Here is a 16,332-nt window from a genome sequence, read left to right on the forward strand (position 1 = left end):
GTCGCCGTCGGAGCCGCCGTGCTCCTCGCGCGACCGTGGGAGGACGTGCCGCCGACCATGCGGCCCACCGTCGCCCCCGAGCAGGAGCGCTCCGTCAGCGTCGACTTCGGCATCGTGACCGACCCCGACACGGACTGGGCCGCGATCGACCGGCACCTCGACGCCGCGGGTGCCAACGGCGTCGACCTCAACGCGGGACGGGTCGAGTTCACGGCGTTCGACTGGCCCGCCCACCCGGAGGTCGCGGCCGAGCCCGGCAGCGACCACCTGTCGCGCGCTGCCCGCGCGCTGCAGCGGACCGCCGACGGCACGCCGCGCGAGATCGGGCTCATCGTCGACGCCTACGTCCCCGAGTGGATCAAGTCCGACCCGTCGATCGCCGGGGTCTCGGCCAAGGGCACCCGCTCCCCCTACCGCGCGTCGGCCTCCGAGCTCGCCACGGGCGAGGTGGGCGACCGGCTCGTCGAGTACGTCACCGCTCTCGGTGAGCGCTACAACCCCAGCCGGATCGCCGTCACCGAGCTCTTCCTCAACTTCTACAGCTTCGGCGACGACGACCTCGCCCTCTACCGCGAGATGACGGGCGCCGACGACTGGCCGCGGGACGCCGACGGCGAGATCGACGAGGACGACCCCGAGCTCGGCACCTGGCGGTCGGAGGTGCTGGCCGGGCTGCTGGCCCGGATGCGCGCCGGTCTCGACGGCGTGCGCGACGGCCAGGGCGAGCAGATCGAGCTCGCGATGGACGTCCGTGTCGGCTGGGACGACCCTGCCGCCGGTGCGCCCGCGAGCGGGCACGACTACGAGATCCTCCTGCGGTCCGCCGACCGCCTGATCGTCTGGGCGTACGTCGGGGCCAGGGCACGCACTCCCGCGGACGTCGAGCGGGTCACGGCGTCGCTGCAGTCGGCGGGCTTCGACATGTCCCGCTTCACGGTCTCCGTCGGTCTGTGGGCGGCGTCGGCGGACGCCGACCCGCCCCAGGCGATCTCGCCGGAGCGCATGGCCGCGACGCTCCGGGCCGCGACCACCCACGGGGTCCGGGACGCGAACGTCACGCCGCTCTCGCACCTGTCCCCGGCGCACTGGGCGACGTTGGCCCGGGTCTGGGGCGGCGCCGGGCCTAGCGCGTCGGCAGGTCCGGGAGGGTGACGTCCACCTCGGTCCCCTGACCCGGCACGCTGCGGATCGACATCACGCCGCCGTGGTCGTGGACGACGCGGTCGACGAGCGCGAGCCCGAGGCCGGCGCCGCGCACGCGTCGCCGTCGGGTGTTGCGGGTGCGGTAGAACCTCTGGGTGACGCGGTCGATCTCGTCGGCCGGGATGCCGATCCCCGCGTCCGCCACGAGCAGGCGCGCCAGATGCGACCCGGTGGGCGTCGCCCCGCTCGTCACGGAGACCTTGACCCGGGAGCCCCGGTCGCTGTACTTCACCGCGTTGCTGAGCAGGTTCTCGACCACGTGGCCCAGACGATGGGGGTCGGAGACGAGCGGGACCACGGCGTCTCCCTCGACCACCACCTCGATCCCGGCGGCCTCGGCCGCCGGGCGCTCGTTCTCGACGGCGTCACGGACGACCTGGGCGACGTCCAGGTCGTGCCCCTCGAGCACCTGACGACCCGCGACGATCTGGGCGCTGGTCAGCAGGTCGTCGATGAGGGCGCTCAGCCGTCGTGCGTTGCGCTCGACGACCCCCAGGTACTGCCGCTGCTCGTCGTCCAGCCGGTCCTCCTCGAGCCGCAGCAGGTCCACGTACCCCAGGATCGACCCGAGCGGGGTCCGCAGCTCGTGGCTCACGAGCCCGACGAACTCGTCCTGGATGCGCTCCTCCTCGTGGCGGGCGGTGACGTCGGTGGCGACGACGAGGAAGCCCGCGGGGAGGTCCGACACGGCCCCGGAGCGTGCGGATCGCTCGGTCACGGTGAGCTCGAGGTACCGGCGCTCCCCGTCGGGGAGCATCACGGGCCACTCGGCGACGTGGGTGGCTCCTGTGACCGCGGCGCCCAGCACGACCCGGTTCGCCGCGACCCTGTCCGGGGCTCGTCCCGTGCCGGGGTCGTCGTCCGCCTCGGCCAGCCGCGCGGCGAGGGCCGCCGGTTCCACGAGCTGCGACACGTCGAGGCCGATCAGGTCCTCCTCGGCGCGCGCGAGCACCCGCAGGGTGCCCGGGCTGACCCAGACGATCCTGCCCGAGACGTCGGTCGCCACGAAGCCCTGCTCCGTCGCGGCGGCCATGATGCCCCGCAGGGCGTCCCGGGACTCGCGCAGGTGCCGCGCCGCGGTAGCGAGCTCGTCGCGCGCACGACCCAGCTCCTGGGCCTGGCCGCGCGCCACCCCCACGAAGCCGTGCGTCCCGACCGCCACCAGGCCGAGCACCAGCAGCACCACCAGCGCGTGCATCGCGGGATGGACCCGCTCGACGGCCGTGACCGGCAGCAGGATCGGGCCGAACAGGACCAGCACCGAGCCGCCCATCGCCAGCACCGGCCCCCAGGCCTCCCGCTGCAGCGCCAGGCTCACGACCGGGAGGAACAGCAGCGCGTCGAAGCTCGCCAGGACCAGGCCGGAGCCGACCTCCAGCGCACCGATCGCCACCATCTGCGTCAGGGGGAGCACGCACCGCCAGCCCGGCGACCACCGGTCCCAGCGCCCGAGGCTGCCCGCCAGCTGCACCGCGACGACCAGGGCCACGGCGAGCGTGAGCCACACCGGGTCCCCGTCGACCCCGCTGATGCGCAGGATCACCAGCACCACGAGGAACGAGACGGAGAGCGGAAGCTGCCGCAGCCCCACGGCGTCGTCGGCGAACCACGCACCCCAGACCCGGTCAGACGTCCGACCGAGACGGTGGACCAGGTCTCGGGTCATCAGGGGCCCGCCCCCGCACCGCCCCGCCGGACGTTCTGGTGCGCGGCGGGGGCCCGCGGGGTCAGCAGCGAGGACAGGTCGACCGGGGCGCCCGAGTCCTGCCCGTCCACGGCGGGCGTCGCACGCACGGCCGACGACCGGGCGAGCGTCTCGCTGGCCCGGACCGTCTCCAGGGGCTCGACCTCGCGCGCCGGGCTGAAGCGCGCCCAGTACCGCGCCGTCGCTCGCACCACGTCCGGCTGCATGTACTCGCGGTGGGCCTGCGACACGTAGGCCGCGAGCATCCGCAGCTTCGCCTCGACGAAGCCGTCGACGTCCACGAACCGGTTCGGGGCGAAGGCCACGGTCGAGGACGGGCTCTGGAAGCACCACAGGCTGGGCACCTGGCGTGCCGCGATCTGCACCGCCCCGTTCACCGCCCTGTGGTCCTGGTGCCGGTCGTTCGCGCTGTGCGTGTACACGCGGTGCGGGTCGACCTCGGCGACGACGTCCTCGATCGCCCCGATCACGCCAGCGGCCGGGTCGATGTGGGTGTCCGGGAAGTCGAGGTGCACCAGACGCGCGCCGACGACGTCCGCCGCCGCGAGCGCCTCCTCGTGCCGTTCCGCGGCCAGACCGCCCACCGAGCCGCCCGAGAGCGTGAGGATCACCAGCTCGTCCCCCGCCGCCCCGTGGGCCGCCAGGGTGGCGCCCACCCCGATCTCGACGTCGTCGGGGTGGGCGCCGACCGCCAGGACCCGTTGCCGCGACGACTCCCGCACCCGGCGGGCGCGCTGCGCGAGCTCGGTGGCCCGTTCCACCACCGTGGACGCCGCGACCGGCTTGACCAGGAAGTCGTCGGCCGCCTCCCGCAGGGCGGCGACGGCGTGCGTCACGGTCGGGAACGCGGTGACGATCATGATCGGCAGGGTGGGGTCGATCGCCCGGACCTCGGGCAGGATGTCCAGCCCGGAGCGTCCCGGGAGCTGGATGTCGCTCACGAGGACGTCGTAGGTCGAGCGCCTCAGCGCGGCCAGCGCCTCCTCGGCGTCGGTGGCGATGTCGACGTGCATGCTCCCGTACCGCGCGAGCGCGATGCGGACGAACTCCGCCGAATCAGGGTCGTCCTCGAGCACCAGCGCACGGAAAGTGTCGTCGGACACCGGCTCTCCCCTCACAGCTCCCGCCTGGTCAGACCGTACGCGCCGTGCGTCGTGGACGCGCGACGACGGGTACGGGCGGTGCTCACCGACCGGCCGCGACGACCTCCCACGGCCCGTGCCTCGACGCGCCGGGCTCCTGGTCGCGGGTCCACCACCGCGCCTCGTACCGCACGCCGTCGTGCTCCACGACGTCGCCGTCGTCGAAGATCCGCGACTCCGTCCACACCGCCGTGCCGTCGCCGGCGCGGACGAGCTCCTGCCACGACCCGGTCGCGGACGCCGCCGGCTCCTGGCCGCGCGTCCACCAGGTGGCGGCGAACTGCCCGCCCTCGTGGAAGACGACGTCGCCGTCGTCGTAGGTCGCCCTCGCGTCCCACGCGGGCGCGGCGTCGCCGGGCACCTTCGCCAGCACCTCGACCTCGCTGACGACCAGGTGCGTGTCCGGGTGCGCCGTCATCACCACGCGCACCGCGTCCGCGCGCACGTCCGCGGGGACCTCGGCCACGAGCGTCCCGTCGTCGGTCGACGCCTCGCCGACGGGCTGCCAGGCACCCTCGACGCGCGCCTCGACGGCGACGTCGGTGGCCCAGCTCCGGTGCGAGCCGTCCCGGTAGAACCGCGTCACGACGCCGGTCACGTCGCGCGCGCCGGGCAGCATCACGGTGAGCGTGTCCTCAGGGTTCTTGGCATCGGAGCGCCAGTTGGACCAGCCCTTGTCGGACGTGTCGCCGTTGATGACGCGCGACGCCGGGTACCCGGGCTCGGTGGACGTGGCGGCCGCCGTGGTGCCGTCGGCCAGCGCGGCGTTCGCCTCGCCCGCCGGGGTGACCAGCACCCGCACCGTGGCGGGCAGCGTGCCGCCCGCGCCGTCGTCGGCGGCGCCGGTCAGCTCGACCACCCCGAGCTCGTCGAACGCGCCCGAGGGCACGTCGTCCCAGGTCACCGGGCGCTGCACCGCGCCGCCCCCGGCGGCGAGCGCGGTCACCGTAGCGGGCAGCCCGACCTCGGCCGCCGCCTCGCCCGCGTAGGCCTCGGCGCGGGCCGGCTTGGTCCGCTCGAGCGTGTCGACCAGCACGGTCGCGGTCGCCTCGACGGTCCCGCCGGCCGGCACCTGCACGGTGCCGCCGACCGAGACCGTGCCGGCCCGCGCCCACGCGTCGTCGCCGGGCAGGTCCCACGTCACGGGCAGCTCGCCGCGCGCGCCGCCCGGGTACACGGGCGTGACGACGTCCGGCAGCACCGGCGCGACGCCCGGCGTGGTGAACACGTCCACCGGCTCGGTGCCGAGGACGGTCTCGTCGACCACGGCCCAGCGCTGGTTGGCGCCGGACGTCGCCCGGTAGGTCCCGACGGGCGAGCCGTCGGCCGTGGCCTCGCCGCCCACCTCGAGCAGGGTGCGCGACGACGCGTTGACCAGCGTGTACGTGCTGTCGCCGGTGGTGGACAGGATCCAGCGCGCCGCCGCCGGGGTGTCGACGGCGTCGGCCGGGGCGTCCGCGAGCACCGCGGAGGTGTCCTCGCTCACCGCGAGCTGCTGCCCCGTGGCCACGTTCGTCACGGCGTACCGCGTGCGGTGCGAGCCCGAGCCCTCAGGGGCGCCGAGGTCCTCGAGCGTCCAGAGCTGTCCGGCCGCGGCCGGGTCGTCGGTCGCGACCTGCAGCGCGTCGCCCGCCGGGGCGAGCGAGCGGCCCGACTGCGCGCCGTCGAGCCGGACGACGTGGCCGTCCCGCGCCAGCGGCGCGTCGTCCGCGACACCCGAGACGCCCTCCACGACGAACGTCGTCACCGACTCCGCGGGAACGGTGACCGTGGCCGCAGAGTCCTGCACGGCCACCGGCTCGCCCTCGACGAGGTACCCGTCGGTGCTGGTGGTCACCGGCGTCACCGTCGCGCCCGCCGTGGTCGCGAAGCCCGACAGGTCGAGCGTGACGTCGCGCGCCGCCGTCGTGTCGTTGACGTGCACGACGGTCGCGGCGTCGCCCGCCGCCGAGACCGCGGCCGTGCTGTCCGTGTCGTCCACCCCGACCAACCGGTCCCCGGGCGCGATGTAGTGCGTGAAGTTCTGGGTGACCCAGTACTTGGTGTTGGTGTAGATCGGGCAGGTCTCGAGCGTGTCGTCCCCCGCGCAGGAGAACGAGAGCTGGATCTCGCCCCAGTTGCCGCCCTCGGGGCTCTCGCCGCCGGGCGCCATGTTGTCGTAGTCCTCCACGGGCTGCCAGAACACCCACGCGGACGGCTCCAGCTCGCGCAGGTCGTCCACGATCTGGTGCGCGCTGCCCAGGCCGGACTCCATGGACTCGAAGTCCTGCCCGGTGCTCGACCAGGAGCCGCCGACCTCGCTCATCCACAGGGGCTTGTCCTCGCTCTTGGCGATGTCGCGGACCGTGGTGCGCTGGCCCGTGCCGTACGTGTGCACGTTGAGCTGGGACACCTGGTCGCGCACGGCGTCCGGGTAGGAGTTCCAGTTGGTGGCGAAGCGGCCGGGGTTGGTCTCGTCCATCGCCGAGATCACGGCGCCGGTGCCGGAGCCGTCGAGGGCGTCCGCGAGCGCCGGGACGACCTGCTGCTGCAGCTCCGGACCGATGTGCGCGCCCTCCTGGCGGCCGCCGGTCGGGTTGCCGTCCGCGCCGAGCTGGGTGCCCCAGTAGTTCGTGTTCGGCTCGTTGAACGGGTCGATCGTGTCGACGTCGATGCCGTGCGCGTCCTCGAGGCGCTCGACGGCGCCCACCAGGTACCGCGCGAAGTCGTCGACGCTCTCGGCCTTGAGCTGGTCGGCGTTCGCGTCGAAGTTCCCCGACACGTACCCGGACTCGGTCATGAACCACGGCGGGGAGTTGCTGAAGGCCTCCCAGTGCGTGACGCCGTCCTTGATCCGGTCCACCCACCAGCGCTGGGTGGCGTCGGCGTCCGCGTCCCAGTGGTCCGGGTCCGCCGGGTCCCACCAGTCCACGTCCTCGCGCGTGGTGCCCTCGGGCGCCTTCCACCAGCCGTCGACGGCGCCGCCCGCGCGCAGGTAGTCGGGCACGTCGGGGGCGTTGCCACCGCCGACGTTGTAGCGCGCGATGTTGAGGTTCAGCCCCTCGTCGCCGAACACCATGTCGGCGAGCCGGTCGCGGATCTCGTCCGGGTAGCCGCCCGTGGCGTTGGCGAACCACACGAGGCTGGTCCCCCAGCCCTCGAACGGTTCCCCCGCGTACGACGGGTCGGGGCGGACCGTCACCCCGGGGGCGTCGGCGACGGCCGCGCGGACGGCCCCCGTGGCGGGTTGTGCGGACGCCGCGGCCGGGACCAGGCCCGCGGCCAGCAGCGCGCCCGCCGCCCCGGCGGCGAGCCGTCGTCGGGTGTTCCTTCTCGTCGGGCTCATCGGTGAACCTCTCTCTCGCGTCGGTGCGATGGGTGGGGTCGTGCGACGGGTCGTGCGGGTCGGTGGTGCGGTCAGTCGGTGCGGTCAGTCGGTGCGGCCGGCCGGTGCGGACGGCGGGGCGAGGAGGAACGCGGGCGCGGCGAGGCCGGCGTCGGCGAACGCGGTGCGGACGTGCGCGACGACGTCGTCGACGTCGTCCTCCCGCACCAGCGCGAGCGTGGAGCCGCCGAAGCCGCCGCCCGTCATGCGGGCGCCGAGGGCGCCGGCGGCGACGCTGGCGTCGACGGCCAGGTCCAGCTCGGGCGCGGTGACCTCGAAGTCGTCGCGCAGCGACACGTGGGAGGCCGTCATCAGCGGCCCGACCTGCTCGTACGCTCCCGCGCGCACCAGCTCGGCGACGTCCGCCGTGCGCGCCGTCTCCGTGACGACGTGCCGCACCCGGCGGCGCAGACGCCGTCGGGGTCGTGCGGGGCCAGCGCGGCGAGGGCCTCGTCCAGGGCCACGGGGCCGACGTCGCGCAGGCTGTCGCGGCCGAGCAGCGCGGCCGCCCGCTCGCACGACGCGCGCCGGGCGGCGTACTGCCCGTCGACGAGCCGGTGCGGCGCCCGGGTGTCGACGGCGAGCAGCGCCAGCCCGGCCGACGCCAGGTCCCACGGCAGCGGGACGGCGTGCTCCTCGGGCGGCAGCCCAGGGCGGAAGTCGAGCAGCAGCGCCTCACCCGCGCGGCACAGCAGGGAGGCGGACTGGTCGAGCCCGCCCGTCGCCGCGCCGGCCACGTCGTTCTCGGCGCGCACGGACGCCTCGACCAGGCGGGACCGGCCTGCGACGGAGCCGCCCAGGCCGAGCCCGTGCACGTCGTCCAGCGCCACGGCGACGGCGCTCTCCAGCGCCGCGGAGCTGGACAACGAGGCGCCGAACGGCACGCAGGAGTCGACGGCGGCGTCGAAGCCGCCGACCGCATGCCCCGCCTCGCGCAGCGCCCACGCCACCCCGGCCAGGTAGGCGCCCCAGCCGGAGACACCGCCGGCCGCACCCCCGTCCGCGCCGACGTCGGCGAGGTCCGCCTCCCACAGGCCGTCGGCCTGCGCCGACGCGAGGCGGACGACGTCGTCGGCGCGCGGCCGCAGCGCGACGTACGTGCGGTGCGGCAGCGCGGTGGGCAGGCACAGCCCGGCGTTGTAGTCGGTGTGCTCCCCGATGAGGTTCACGCGGCCCGGCGCGGACCACACGCCGAGGACCGGGCCTCCGGCGGCGTCGCCGCCGAACACCCGGGCGAAGACGTCCCGGGCACGCCGGGCGCCCTCGGCCGGCGACCACGCGACGTGCCACCCGGCATCGTCCACGGGCTGCGCCCCCATCAGGCCTCCGTCGGGCCGAGGTCGGGGGCCGCGACGAACCGCGCGCGGGGCGCGGCGGCGCCGTGCAGCTCGAGCAGCACCAGCTCGTTGCCCTCGGCCCGCAGGAACGGGCCGGGCACGTAGAGCGTGCCCGTGGGCCCCTGGCTCGAGTACCGGCCGAGCAGCTCGCCGTTGACCCACACGAGGCCGCGGGTCCAGCCGTCCAGGCGCAGGAAGTGGTCGACGCCCGCCACGGAGGCGAACGTGCCGCGGTGGAACGAGGGCCCGGCGACGGGCCCGCCGACCTGCCCGTCGAGCCGGCCGGCGTCGTCCGCGGCCGCCCACACGGCGTCGTCCAGGAGCGCCGGGGCGTCCTCGAGCCGCAGGGGCACGGCCTCCCAGTCGGTGAGCTCGCGGGTGGCGGTGCGCACCGTCCCGACGATCCCCTTGGGCTCGCCGATCCGGGGGCCGTAGTTGACGCGCCCCCGGTCCTCGACGAGCAGCGTCAGGGTGCCGGCCCGCCGCGGCAGCGGCAGCGACCAGGCGTGGGTGGTGCGGTCGAGCACGCCCACCGGGTCGCCGTCGAGCGCGACGACGGCGCGGTCGCGCACCTCATCGACCACCAGGACGGCGTCGTCGGCCGTGACCCGCGTGCCGTACAGCGCGAAGCCGGACCACTGGCGCAGGTCGTCCATCGTCGGGGGCTGCGGGGCCGACGTCCGCGACCTCCGCCCTGACACCAGGTCCAGGACGGCATCGAGCGCCACCCGCCGGTCGAGGACGACGTCGAGCTCCGGGGCCGGGGCCGGCTCGAGGGGCACCTCGTCGGGCACCGGCGCGTGCTTGGCGATCACCGCGCGCAGGGCGTGGAACTTCGCGGTGGGGCCGCCGTGCTCGGACAGCGGGGCGTCGTAGTCGTACGACGTGGTGATGGGCAGGTACGTGCCCTTGTCGTTGGCCCCGTTGGTCAGCCCGAGGTTGGTGCCGCCGTGGAACATGTAGAGGTTGACCGACGCGCCCGCACCGAGCAGGTCGTCCAGGTCCGCCGCCGTGGTCTCCGGCGCGGTGACGTGGTGCTCGAGCCCCCAGGAGTCGAACCAGCCGTCCCAGAACTCCGTGCACATCAGCGGCCCGGTCGCCTGGTGCCGCCGCAGCACGGCGAGCCGCTCCAGCGACCGCGAGCCGAAGTTCGCGGTCTTGTGCAGCTCGGGCAGGCCGCCGAGCGACAGGTGCTCGTCGTCGGCCTGGTCGCACGTGAACAGGGGCACCTCGATGCCCTGCTCCCGCGTGAGGTCGACGAGCGCCCGCAGGTAGCGGGTGCGCTCGTCGGCGGGCACGCCCGGGTAGGCGCCGTACTCGTTCTCCACCTGCACCAGGAGCACGGGGCCGCCGCGCGTCACCTGCCGCTCGGCCACCAGCGGCAGCAGGTGCGCGTAGTAGGTGCCGATGGCCGCGAGGAACGCGGGGTCGTACCGCCGGACCCCCGCGCTCCCGCCGGCGAAGAGCCAGGCCGGCAGCCCGCCCCCGTCCCACTCCGCGCAGATGTACGGCCCGGGACGGACGATCGCGTGCAGCCCCTCCGCCGCGACCAGGTCCAGGAAGCGGCCGAGGTCACGCCGTCCGGCGAGGTCGAACACGTCGGGCTCGGGCGCGTGGAAGTTCCACGGCACGTACGTCTCGATCGTGTTCAGCCCCATCAGCCGCGCCTTGCGGATCCGGTCCGCCCACTGGTCGGGGTGCACGCGGAAGTAGTGCAGCGCCCCGCTGATCACCTGGTAGGGGCGGCCGTCGAGCAGGAAGTCCTGCTCGCCGATCTCGAACGTGGGCATGGGGCGGAAACCTCTCCGGGTCGGTGGGGGGCGGAGGTCGGGCACGAGCGTCCCCGGGGTGGGTCTTCCGGGGCCCGGAAGACCCACCCCAGGGACGGACGTCGGGACTACTTGTTGACGGTGAAGCCCTGGCCGTTGCCGTACGTGGCGGACTGCTCCTGCCACGTCGCGAGGCCGTCCGTCAGCGTGGTGCCGGAGACGTACGCCTGGCCCACCGTGTCGTTGAAGATCGAGTTCGCGTAGACCTGGAACGGCAGGTACTGCCAGCCCTCGACGACGTTGGCCGCGGAGTCGGCGAGCACCTCGTTGATCTTCTGGCCGCCGAAGTACTCGGACTCGGCGCTGCGGAACTCGTCCGACTCGAGGTCGGCCGTGGTGGCCGGGAACGCGCCGCCGTCGAGGCGGGCCTGCACGCCGTCACCGTTCGTGGCGTAGTCGACGAAGGCGTAGGCGAGCTCCGCGTTCGTGCTGGCGGCGGGCACGGTCAGCGACGAGCCGCCGTTCTCGGAGGTGGCGTGCTGCCCGGCCTCCCACTGCGGCATCTCGGCGACGCGCCACTTGCCCTCGCCCTGCGGGACGCCGGACTCGAGGTTGGCGGGCATCCACGCGCCGATGGTCAGCGTCGCGATGGTGCCGTTGCCGAGGCCCTGGTACCACTCGTCGCTCCACGAGCCGACGGGGGCCAGCAGGTCCTCGTCGATCAGCTGCTGCCAGACCTCGGTGAACTTCTGCGTGCCCTCGTCGCCGGCGAAGTCGATCGTCACGTCGGTGCCGTCCACCTGGTACGGGTGCCCGCCCGCCTGCCAGATCATGCTGGTGGTGAAGCCGGCGTCGCCGATGTCGTTGGCGATGTAGGCCTTCGGGTCCTTCTCGTGGATGGTCCGGGCGGCCTCGAGGTACTCGTCCCACGTGGTCGGCACGTCGACGCCGTACTTCTCGAAGACGTCCTCGTTGTAGAAGAGGGCCATGGGGCCGGAGTCCATGGGCAGGCCGTAGACGCCGTCGCCGCTGTGCACGGAGTTCCACGGGCCGGTGCTGAAGGTGCCGTCCAGGTCGTCGGCGCCGAGCGGGCCGAGGTTCGTCAGCGCCTCGGAGATGGCGAACTGCGGCACGGCGTAGTACTCGACCTGCGCGACGTCGGGCACCCCGTCGCCCGCCGAGATCGCGTTCTGCAGGGCCGTGTACTGGTCGTTGCCCGTCCCGACGTTCTCGAGGTTCACCGTGACGTTCGGGTACTTCTTCTCGAAGTCCGTCACGACCTGCTCCAGCGTGGGCTCCCACGCCCACACGGTGATCTCGCCGCCCTTCTCGAGGACGGCGGCCGTGTCGACGGGCGCGGCGTCGCCGCCGCCGGAGCCGCCGTCGTCGCCGGAGCCGCAGGCGGCCAGGCCGAGGGCGAGCACGCCGGCGAGGGCGGTACCGCGCGCCAGGTGGCGGGATCGTGCGTTCATGGGGTCCTCACTTCATCGTCAGACGGATACGCGGGAGAGATACGGGGTCATTCCTTGACGGACCCGGCGGCCAGGCCGGACTGCCAGTAGCGCTGCAGCAGCAGGAAGGCGGCGACCAGCGGCAGGATCGTGAGCAGCGCGCCGGTGATGACGAGGTTGAAGATGGCCTCGCCGCCGGCGGTGGCGGCCTGCGCGTTCCAGGCGTTGAGTCCCAGCGTCAGGGGGTACCAGGACGAGTCGCGCAGCATGATCAGCGGCAGGAAGTAGTTGTTCCAGGTGGCGACCATCGTGAACAGCAGCACGGTGACGATCCCGGGCGCGAGCAGCGGCAGGCTCACGCGGAAGAAGGTGCGGAACTCCCCCGCCCCGTCGATCCGGGCCGCCTCGAGGAGCTCGCCGGGGATTGCCTCGGCCGCGAAGGTCCACATGAGGTACAGGCCGAACGGCGAGATCAGCGACGGGATGATCACGGCCCACGGCGTGTTCGTCAGGCCCAGCTGGCTGAACATGAGGAAGGTCGGGACGGCGAGCGCCGTGCCCGGCACGGCCACCGCGCCGATGACGAGCGCGAACACCCCGCGCTTGCCCGGGAAGTCGAACTTCGCGAGGGCGTACCCGCCCAGGATGGCGAGGAACGTCGCGCCGCCCGCGCCCACGACCACGTACAGCACGGTGTTGCCGAACCACCGCACGAAGACGCCGTCGTCGTAGGTCAGCGTGGTGACGATGTTGTCCCACAGCGAGAACGAGTCGCCGAACCAGAGGCCGAACGAGGAGAACAGGTCCTCCTGCGTCTTGGTCGCGTTGATGAGCAGCCAGGCCAGCGGCACCAGCGAGTACACGAGCACGACGGCGGTGAGCACCGTGAGCAGCGGGCTGCGGCGCGGCCGGGCCACCGAGTGGTGGCGCGGGGTGCGCAGCCTCGGGGCGGGACGGGCGGGGGCGGTCAGCGTCGACACGGGTCACGCCTCCTTGCGCATGCCGCGCAGCTGCACCACGTAGGCGATCACCATGGTGATCAGGCCCATGATGATGGCCACGGTCGCGGAGTAGTTGTACTGCTGGCCGGAGAACGACAGCGAGTAGGCGTACAGGTTGGGCGTGTACGACGTCGTGATGGCGTTCGGGGCGAGCGACTGCAGGATGCTGGGCTCGTTGAAGAGCTGGAAGCTGCCGATGATCGAGAAGATCGTGGCGATGACCAGCGCGCCGCGGATCGCGGGCAGCTTGATAGCGCTGATGACGCGCCACTGACCGGCGCCGTCGATCTCCGCCGCCTCGTACAGCGAGTGCGGCACGACGCGCAGCGCGGAGTAGAAGATCAGCATGTTGTAGCCGACGAACTCCCAGGTCACGATGTTGCCGATCGACGCCAGGACGAGGTCCGGCGACAGGGGGTTCGGCAGGCTGACGCCGATGGCGTCGTTGATGTTGCCCACCAGGCCGAAGCGCGTGCCGTACATGAAGCCCCACATGAGGGCCGCGACGACCGCCGGCACCGCGTAGGGCATGAAGATCGAGATCCGGAAGAAGCTCTTGCCGTACAGGCGGCCGCTGTCGATCGCGAGGGCGACCAGCAGCGCGATGCCGAGCATGATCGGCACCTGCACCAGCAGGAACAGGCTGACGCGGCCGAGACCCTCCCAGAACTGCGGGTCGGCCAGCGCCTGCGCGTAGTTCTCGAGCCCGACGAACGTGGTGCCGCCCACCATCTGCGTGCGGAACACCGACAGGTAGAGCGAGTAGGCGATCGGGGCGAGGAACACCAGCGCGAACACCAGCATGAACGGGCCGACGAACATCCATCCCTTCCAGCGCCGACGGCTGCGGCGCACGGCGGGCACGGCGGTCGGGGCGGGCGGCGAGGATGCCGGAGCGTCTGCGGTCACGAAGCAACTCCCAGGAGGACGGGCCAAATGTTTACGTAAACATCGTGGCCGGACTAGAGTGTCGCGAGGCGCCAGGGATGTCAAGCCCCGGACGCCGGCAGAGTCACGCGATGCACCACGAGACGCGACACGAGAGGCGGCGATGGTGGAGACGAACGGCGCGCCCGGCGTGCAGACCCGAGGGCGGGCACGCCCCCGGACGGCGCCCTCGATGGCCGAGGTCGCGGCGCTCGCGGGCGTCTCCTCGCAGACCGTCTCCCGCGTCTCGATGGGGCTCGACAACGTCAAGCCCGCGACGCGCGACCGCGTGCTCGCCGCCATGGCCGAGCTGGGCTACGCGCCCAACACCGCCGCCCGCGCGCTGCGGTACGGCAGCTTCCGCACGCTCGGGGTCATCGCCCACCAGCTGGCCCGCACGGGCGAGTCGCGCACCGTCGAGGCCGTCGTCGAGGCCGCCCGCGCCGAGGGCTACACCGTCACCATCGTCGACGTCGAGAGCCCGTCCCCCGACGACGTCTCCGCGGCCGTCACCCGCCTCTCCCACCAGGCGATCGACGGGCTCGTCATCGTGCGCGCCGAGTCCGCCACCCCGGACACGCTCGCCCTGCCCGCGCAGCTGCCCGTCGTCGTCTCCGACTCGCGCTTCGTCGGCACGCACCCCGCCGTGCGCGCCGACCAGACGGAGGGCGCGCGCCTCGCCGTGCAGCACCTGCTGGACCTGGGGCACCGCACCGTGCACCACGTCGCGGGCCCGGACGACTCGCTGCCCGCCCGCAGCCGCATCGACGCCTGGCGCGCCACGCTCGAGGCCGGCGGCCGGGCCGTGCCCGAGCCCCTGCACGGCGACTGGACCGCGCGGACCGGGTACGCCGTCGGCCGCGAGCTCGCCGCCGACCCCGACGTCACCGCCGTCTTCTGCGCCAACGACGAGACCGCGGCCGGCGTGCTGCACGCCCTGCACGAGGCCGGGCGCCGGGTGCCGGACGACGTCTCCGTCGTCGGCTTCGACGGCATCACCCTCGCCGAGCACCTGTGGCCGCCGCTGACCACCGTGGAGCAGGACTTCGCGCGCATCGGCAGCAGCCTGGTCGACCTGCTGCTGCGCCAGGTGCGCGACGACGTCGACCTGAGCGGCACGCACGAGACCGTGCCCGTCCGGCTGGTCGTGCGCGAGAGCAGCGGGCCGGCACCGCGCTAGGCCGTCGCGCCGGGTCGGTCAGAGCGCGATCGCGGCCCGGGTCGTGACCAGGCCGACGTCGCCGAGGAAGCGCTCCAGCGCGATCATCGCGACCCCCGTGGCGACGGAGTTCCCGCGCACCGTCGAGATCTCCAGGCTCAGCCCGGCGGCGGACTCCCCCGGCGCCTCCTCGACCATGCGCGCGCGGGCGAGCGGCAGCAGACGGTCGCCGATCGCCCACGTCGTCCAGCCCGTGAGGGTGACCCGCTCCGGGTTCACCACCGCCACGAGGTCGGCGAGCGCGGACCCGAGGTAGCGGGCCGTCGTCGCGAGCGTCTCCTCGACCGCCGGGTCGGGCGTGTCCGCCGCGCTGGCCCTCGCGAGCGCCTGGATGAACTCCCGCTGCAGGTCCAGGTCGCACAGCGGGTGCTCCGGCGCGATCTCGCGGAGCGTCTGCTGGATGCCGGGCGCGCCGACGTACGCCTCGACGCAGCCGCGCCGCCCGCACCGGCAGCGGCGGCCGTCGACCGCGAGCAGGGAGTGCCCCCACTCCCCCGCGGCGTTGGTCGCGCCGCGGAGGATGCGGCCCTCCAGGACGATCCCCGCCCCGACCCCGGTGCCGAGGTTCACCGTCACCATCGAGTCGGCCCCGCGCCCGGTGCCGAACCACAGCTCCGCGGTCGCGATCGCCTTGAGCGGGTTGTCGAGCACCAGCGGCACGCCGATCCGGTCGCGCAGGCTGTCCAGCTCGACCGAGTGCCAGCTCCAGTGCGGGACGACGACGGCGACCCCCGTCGCGCGCTGCACGATGCCGGGGAGGGCCACCCCGACGCCGAGGACCTCGGCGGCGCCCACACCGGCCTTCGCGAGGGCCGCGTCGAAGGTCCGGCCGATGCCCTCGACGACGTACTCGGGCGAGCTCTCGTGCTCGTCGCGCGGGGTCTCGGCCGCCGCCACCTCGTCGAGGGCGGCGTCGAACACGATCGCGCGCACGTACGTCTCCGCGACGTCGATGCCCACCACGCGGCCGCGGTCGGCGTTGATGCGCAGGCTGGCGGTGGGCCGCCCGACCCGGCCGGCGCTGAGCCGCGACTCGGTGACGATGCCCTCGGAGAGCAGGTCGCCGACGACGGTGGCCACGGTGGCCGGGCTGAGCCCGGTCGTGCGGGCCAGCTCGTTGCGGGTGGCCTCCTCGGCCGTCAGCAGGGCGTGCATCACGTCCAGCCGGGACTCGCTGCGGATGTCGCGCGACGTCCGCCTCTCGACTGCCATGG

The 16,332-nt window shown here is 73.9% G+C and carries 10 protein-coding genes and 1 pseudogene; 2 read left to right on the forward strand and 9 right to left on the reverse strand.

Annotated elements, in window-relative coordinates:
* The first annotated feature begins 18 nt into the window (after window positions 1–18).
* Window positions 19–1,152: a hypothetical protein gene (locus ACFQ8T_RS09415; RefSeq protein ID WP_430546277.1), complete on the forward strand. Its 1,134-nt coding sequence runs from the start codon at window positions 19–21 to the stop codon at window positions 1,150–1,152.
* On the opposite strand, the gene ACFQ8T_RS09420 is transcribed toward ACFQ8T_RS09415, so the two are convergent.
* The 8 genes and pseudogenes from ACFQ8T_RS09420 to ACFQ8T_RS09455 all read right to left on the reverse strand — a co-directional run bounded on the left by ACFQ8T_RS09420 (window position 1,124) and on the right by ACFQ8T_RS09455 (window position 13,794).
* Complete coding sequence (locus tag ACFQ8T_RS09420; RefSeq protein WP_430546278.1) at window positions 1,124–2,869, reverse strand: ATP-binding protein; 1,746 nt, start codon at window positions 2,867–2,869, stop codon at window positions 1,124–1,126. The genes ACFQ8T_RS09415 and ACFQ8T_RS09420 overlap by 29 nt on opposite strands.
* Complete coding sequence (locus ACFQ8T_RS09425; protein ID WP_430546279.1) at window positions 2,869–4,011, reverse strand: PIG-L family deacetylase; 1,143 nt, start codon at window positions 4,009–4,011, stop codon at window positions 2,869–2,871. The genes ACFQ8T_RS09420 and ACFQ8T_RS09425 overlap by 1 nt, the downstream gene beginning before the upstream one ends.
* A gap of 82 nt (window positions 4,012–4,093) precedes the next feature.
* Window positions 4,094–7,375, reverse strand: coding sequence for an RICIN domain-containing protein (locus tag ACFQ8T_RS09430; protein WP_430546280.1), 3,282 nt, complete (start codon window positions 7,373–7,375; stop codon window positions 4,094–4,096).
* 84 nt (window positions 7,376–7,459) lie between these two features.
* Window positions 7,460–8,733: pseudogene (galK, locus tag ACFQ8T_RS09435) on the reverse strand (galactokinase).
* Window positions 8,733–10,541 (reverse strand): beta-galactosidase, encoded by a 1,809-nt coding sequence (locus ACFQ8T_RS09440; RefSeq protein WP_430546281.1) that lies wholly within the window; start codon window positions 10,539–10,541, stop codon window positions 8,733–8,735. Before ACFQ8T_RS09440 ends, galK begins: the two are co-directional and overlap by 1 nt.
* Before the next feature lie 107 nt (window positions 10,542–10,648).
* Complete coding sequence (locus tag ACFQ8T_RS09445) at window positions 10,649–11,992, reverse strand: ABC transporter substrate-binding protein (RefSeq protein ID WP_430546282.1); 1,344 nt, start codon at window positions 11,990–11,992, stop codon at window positions 10,649–10,651.
* 47 nt (window positions 11,993–12,039) lie between these two features.
* On the reverse strand, window positions 12,040–12,951 hold the full coding sequence (locus ACFQ8T_RS09450; RefSeq protein WP_429763272.1) for a carbohydrate ABC transporter permease: 912 nt from the start codon (window positions 12,949–12,951) through the stop codon (window positions 12,040–12,042).
* Window positions 12,952–12,954: 3 nt separating this feature from the next.
* Window positions 12,955–13,794, reverse strand: a complete 840-nt coding sequence (locus ACFQ8T_RS09455) for a carbohydrate ABC transporter permease (RefSeq protein ID WP_430546346.1) — start codon at window positions 13,792–13,794, stop codon at window positions 12,955–12,957.
* A 229-nt stretch (window positions 13,795–14,023) separates the two neighbouring features.
* Between ACFQ8T_RS09455 and ACFQ8T_RS09460 the strand changes: the two genes are divergently transcribed.
* Entirely contained in the window at window positions 14,024–15,079 is a 1,056-nt protein-coding gene (locus ACFQ8T_RS09460) for a LacI family DNA-binding transcriptional regulator (RefSeq protein ID WP_430546283.1), read from the forward strand.
* Between the two features lie 18 nt (window positions 15,080–15,097).
* On the opposite strand, the gene ACFQ8T_RS09465 is transcribed toward ACFQ8T_RS09460, so the two are convergent.
* On the reverse strand, window positions 15,098–16,330 hold the full coding sequence (locus ACFQ8T_RS09465; RefSeq protein ID WP_430546284.1) for an ROK family protein: 1,233 nt from the start codon (window positions 16,328–16,330) through the stop codon (window positions 15,098–15,100).
* Between the last annotated feature and the right edge of the window lie 2 nt (window positions 16,331–16,332).

Origin of the sequence: Isoptericola sp. NPDC056618 (genome assembly GCF_042792715.1) — a bacterium.
GTDB classification, from domain to species: domain Bacteria; phylum Actinomycetota; class Actinomycetes; order Actinomycetales; family Cellulomonadaceae; genus Isoptericola; species Isoptericola nanjingensis.

What these genes read in the sequence shown, in the direction of transcription:
- ACFQ8T_RS09420 (WP_430546278.1), bottom strand. Translation starts at nt 2,869, where the DNA reads ATGACCCGAGACCTGGTCCACCGTCTCGGTCGGACGTCTGACCGGGTC.
- ACFQ8T_RS09430 (WP_430546280.1), bottom strand. Translation starts at nt 7,375, where the DNA reads ATGAGCCCGACGAGAAGGAACACCCGACGACGGCTCGCCGCCGGGGCG.
- ACFQ8T_RS09440 (WP_430546281.1), bottom strand. Translation starts at nt 10,541, where the DNA reads ATGCCCACGTTCGAGATCGGCGAGCAGGACTTCCTGCTCGACGGCCGC.
- ACFQ8T_RS09445 (WP_430546282.1), bottom strand. Translation starts at nt 11,992, where the DNA reads ATGAACGCACGATCCCGCCACCTGGCGCGCGGTACCGCCCTCGCCGGC.
- ACFQ8T_RS09455 (WP_430546346.1), bottom strand. Translation starts at nt 13,794, where the DNA reads ATGTTCGTCGGCCCGTTCATGCTGGTGTTCGCGCTGGTGTTCCTCGCC.
- ACFQ8T_RS09460 (WP_430546283.1), top strand. Translation starts at nt 14,024, where the DNA reads ATGGTGGAGACGAACGGCGCGCCCGGCGTGCAGACCCGAGGGCGGGCA.
- ACFQ8T_RS09465 (WP_430546284.1), bottom strand. Translation starts at nt 16,330, where the DNA reads ATGGCAGTCGAGAGGCGGACGTCGCGCGACATCCGCAGCGAGTCCCGG.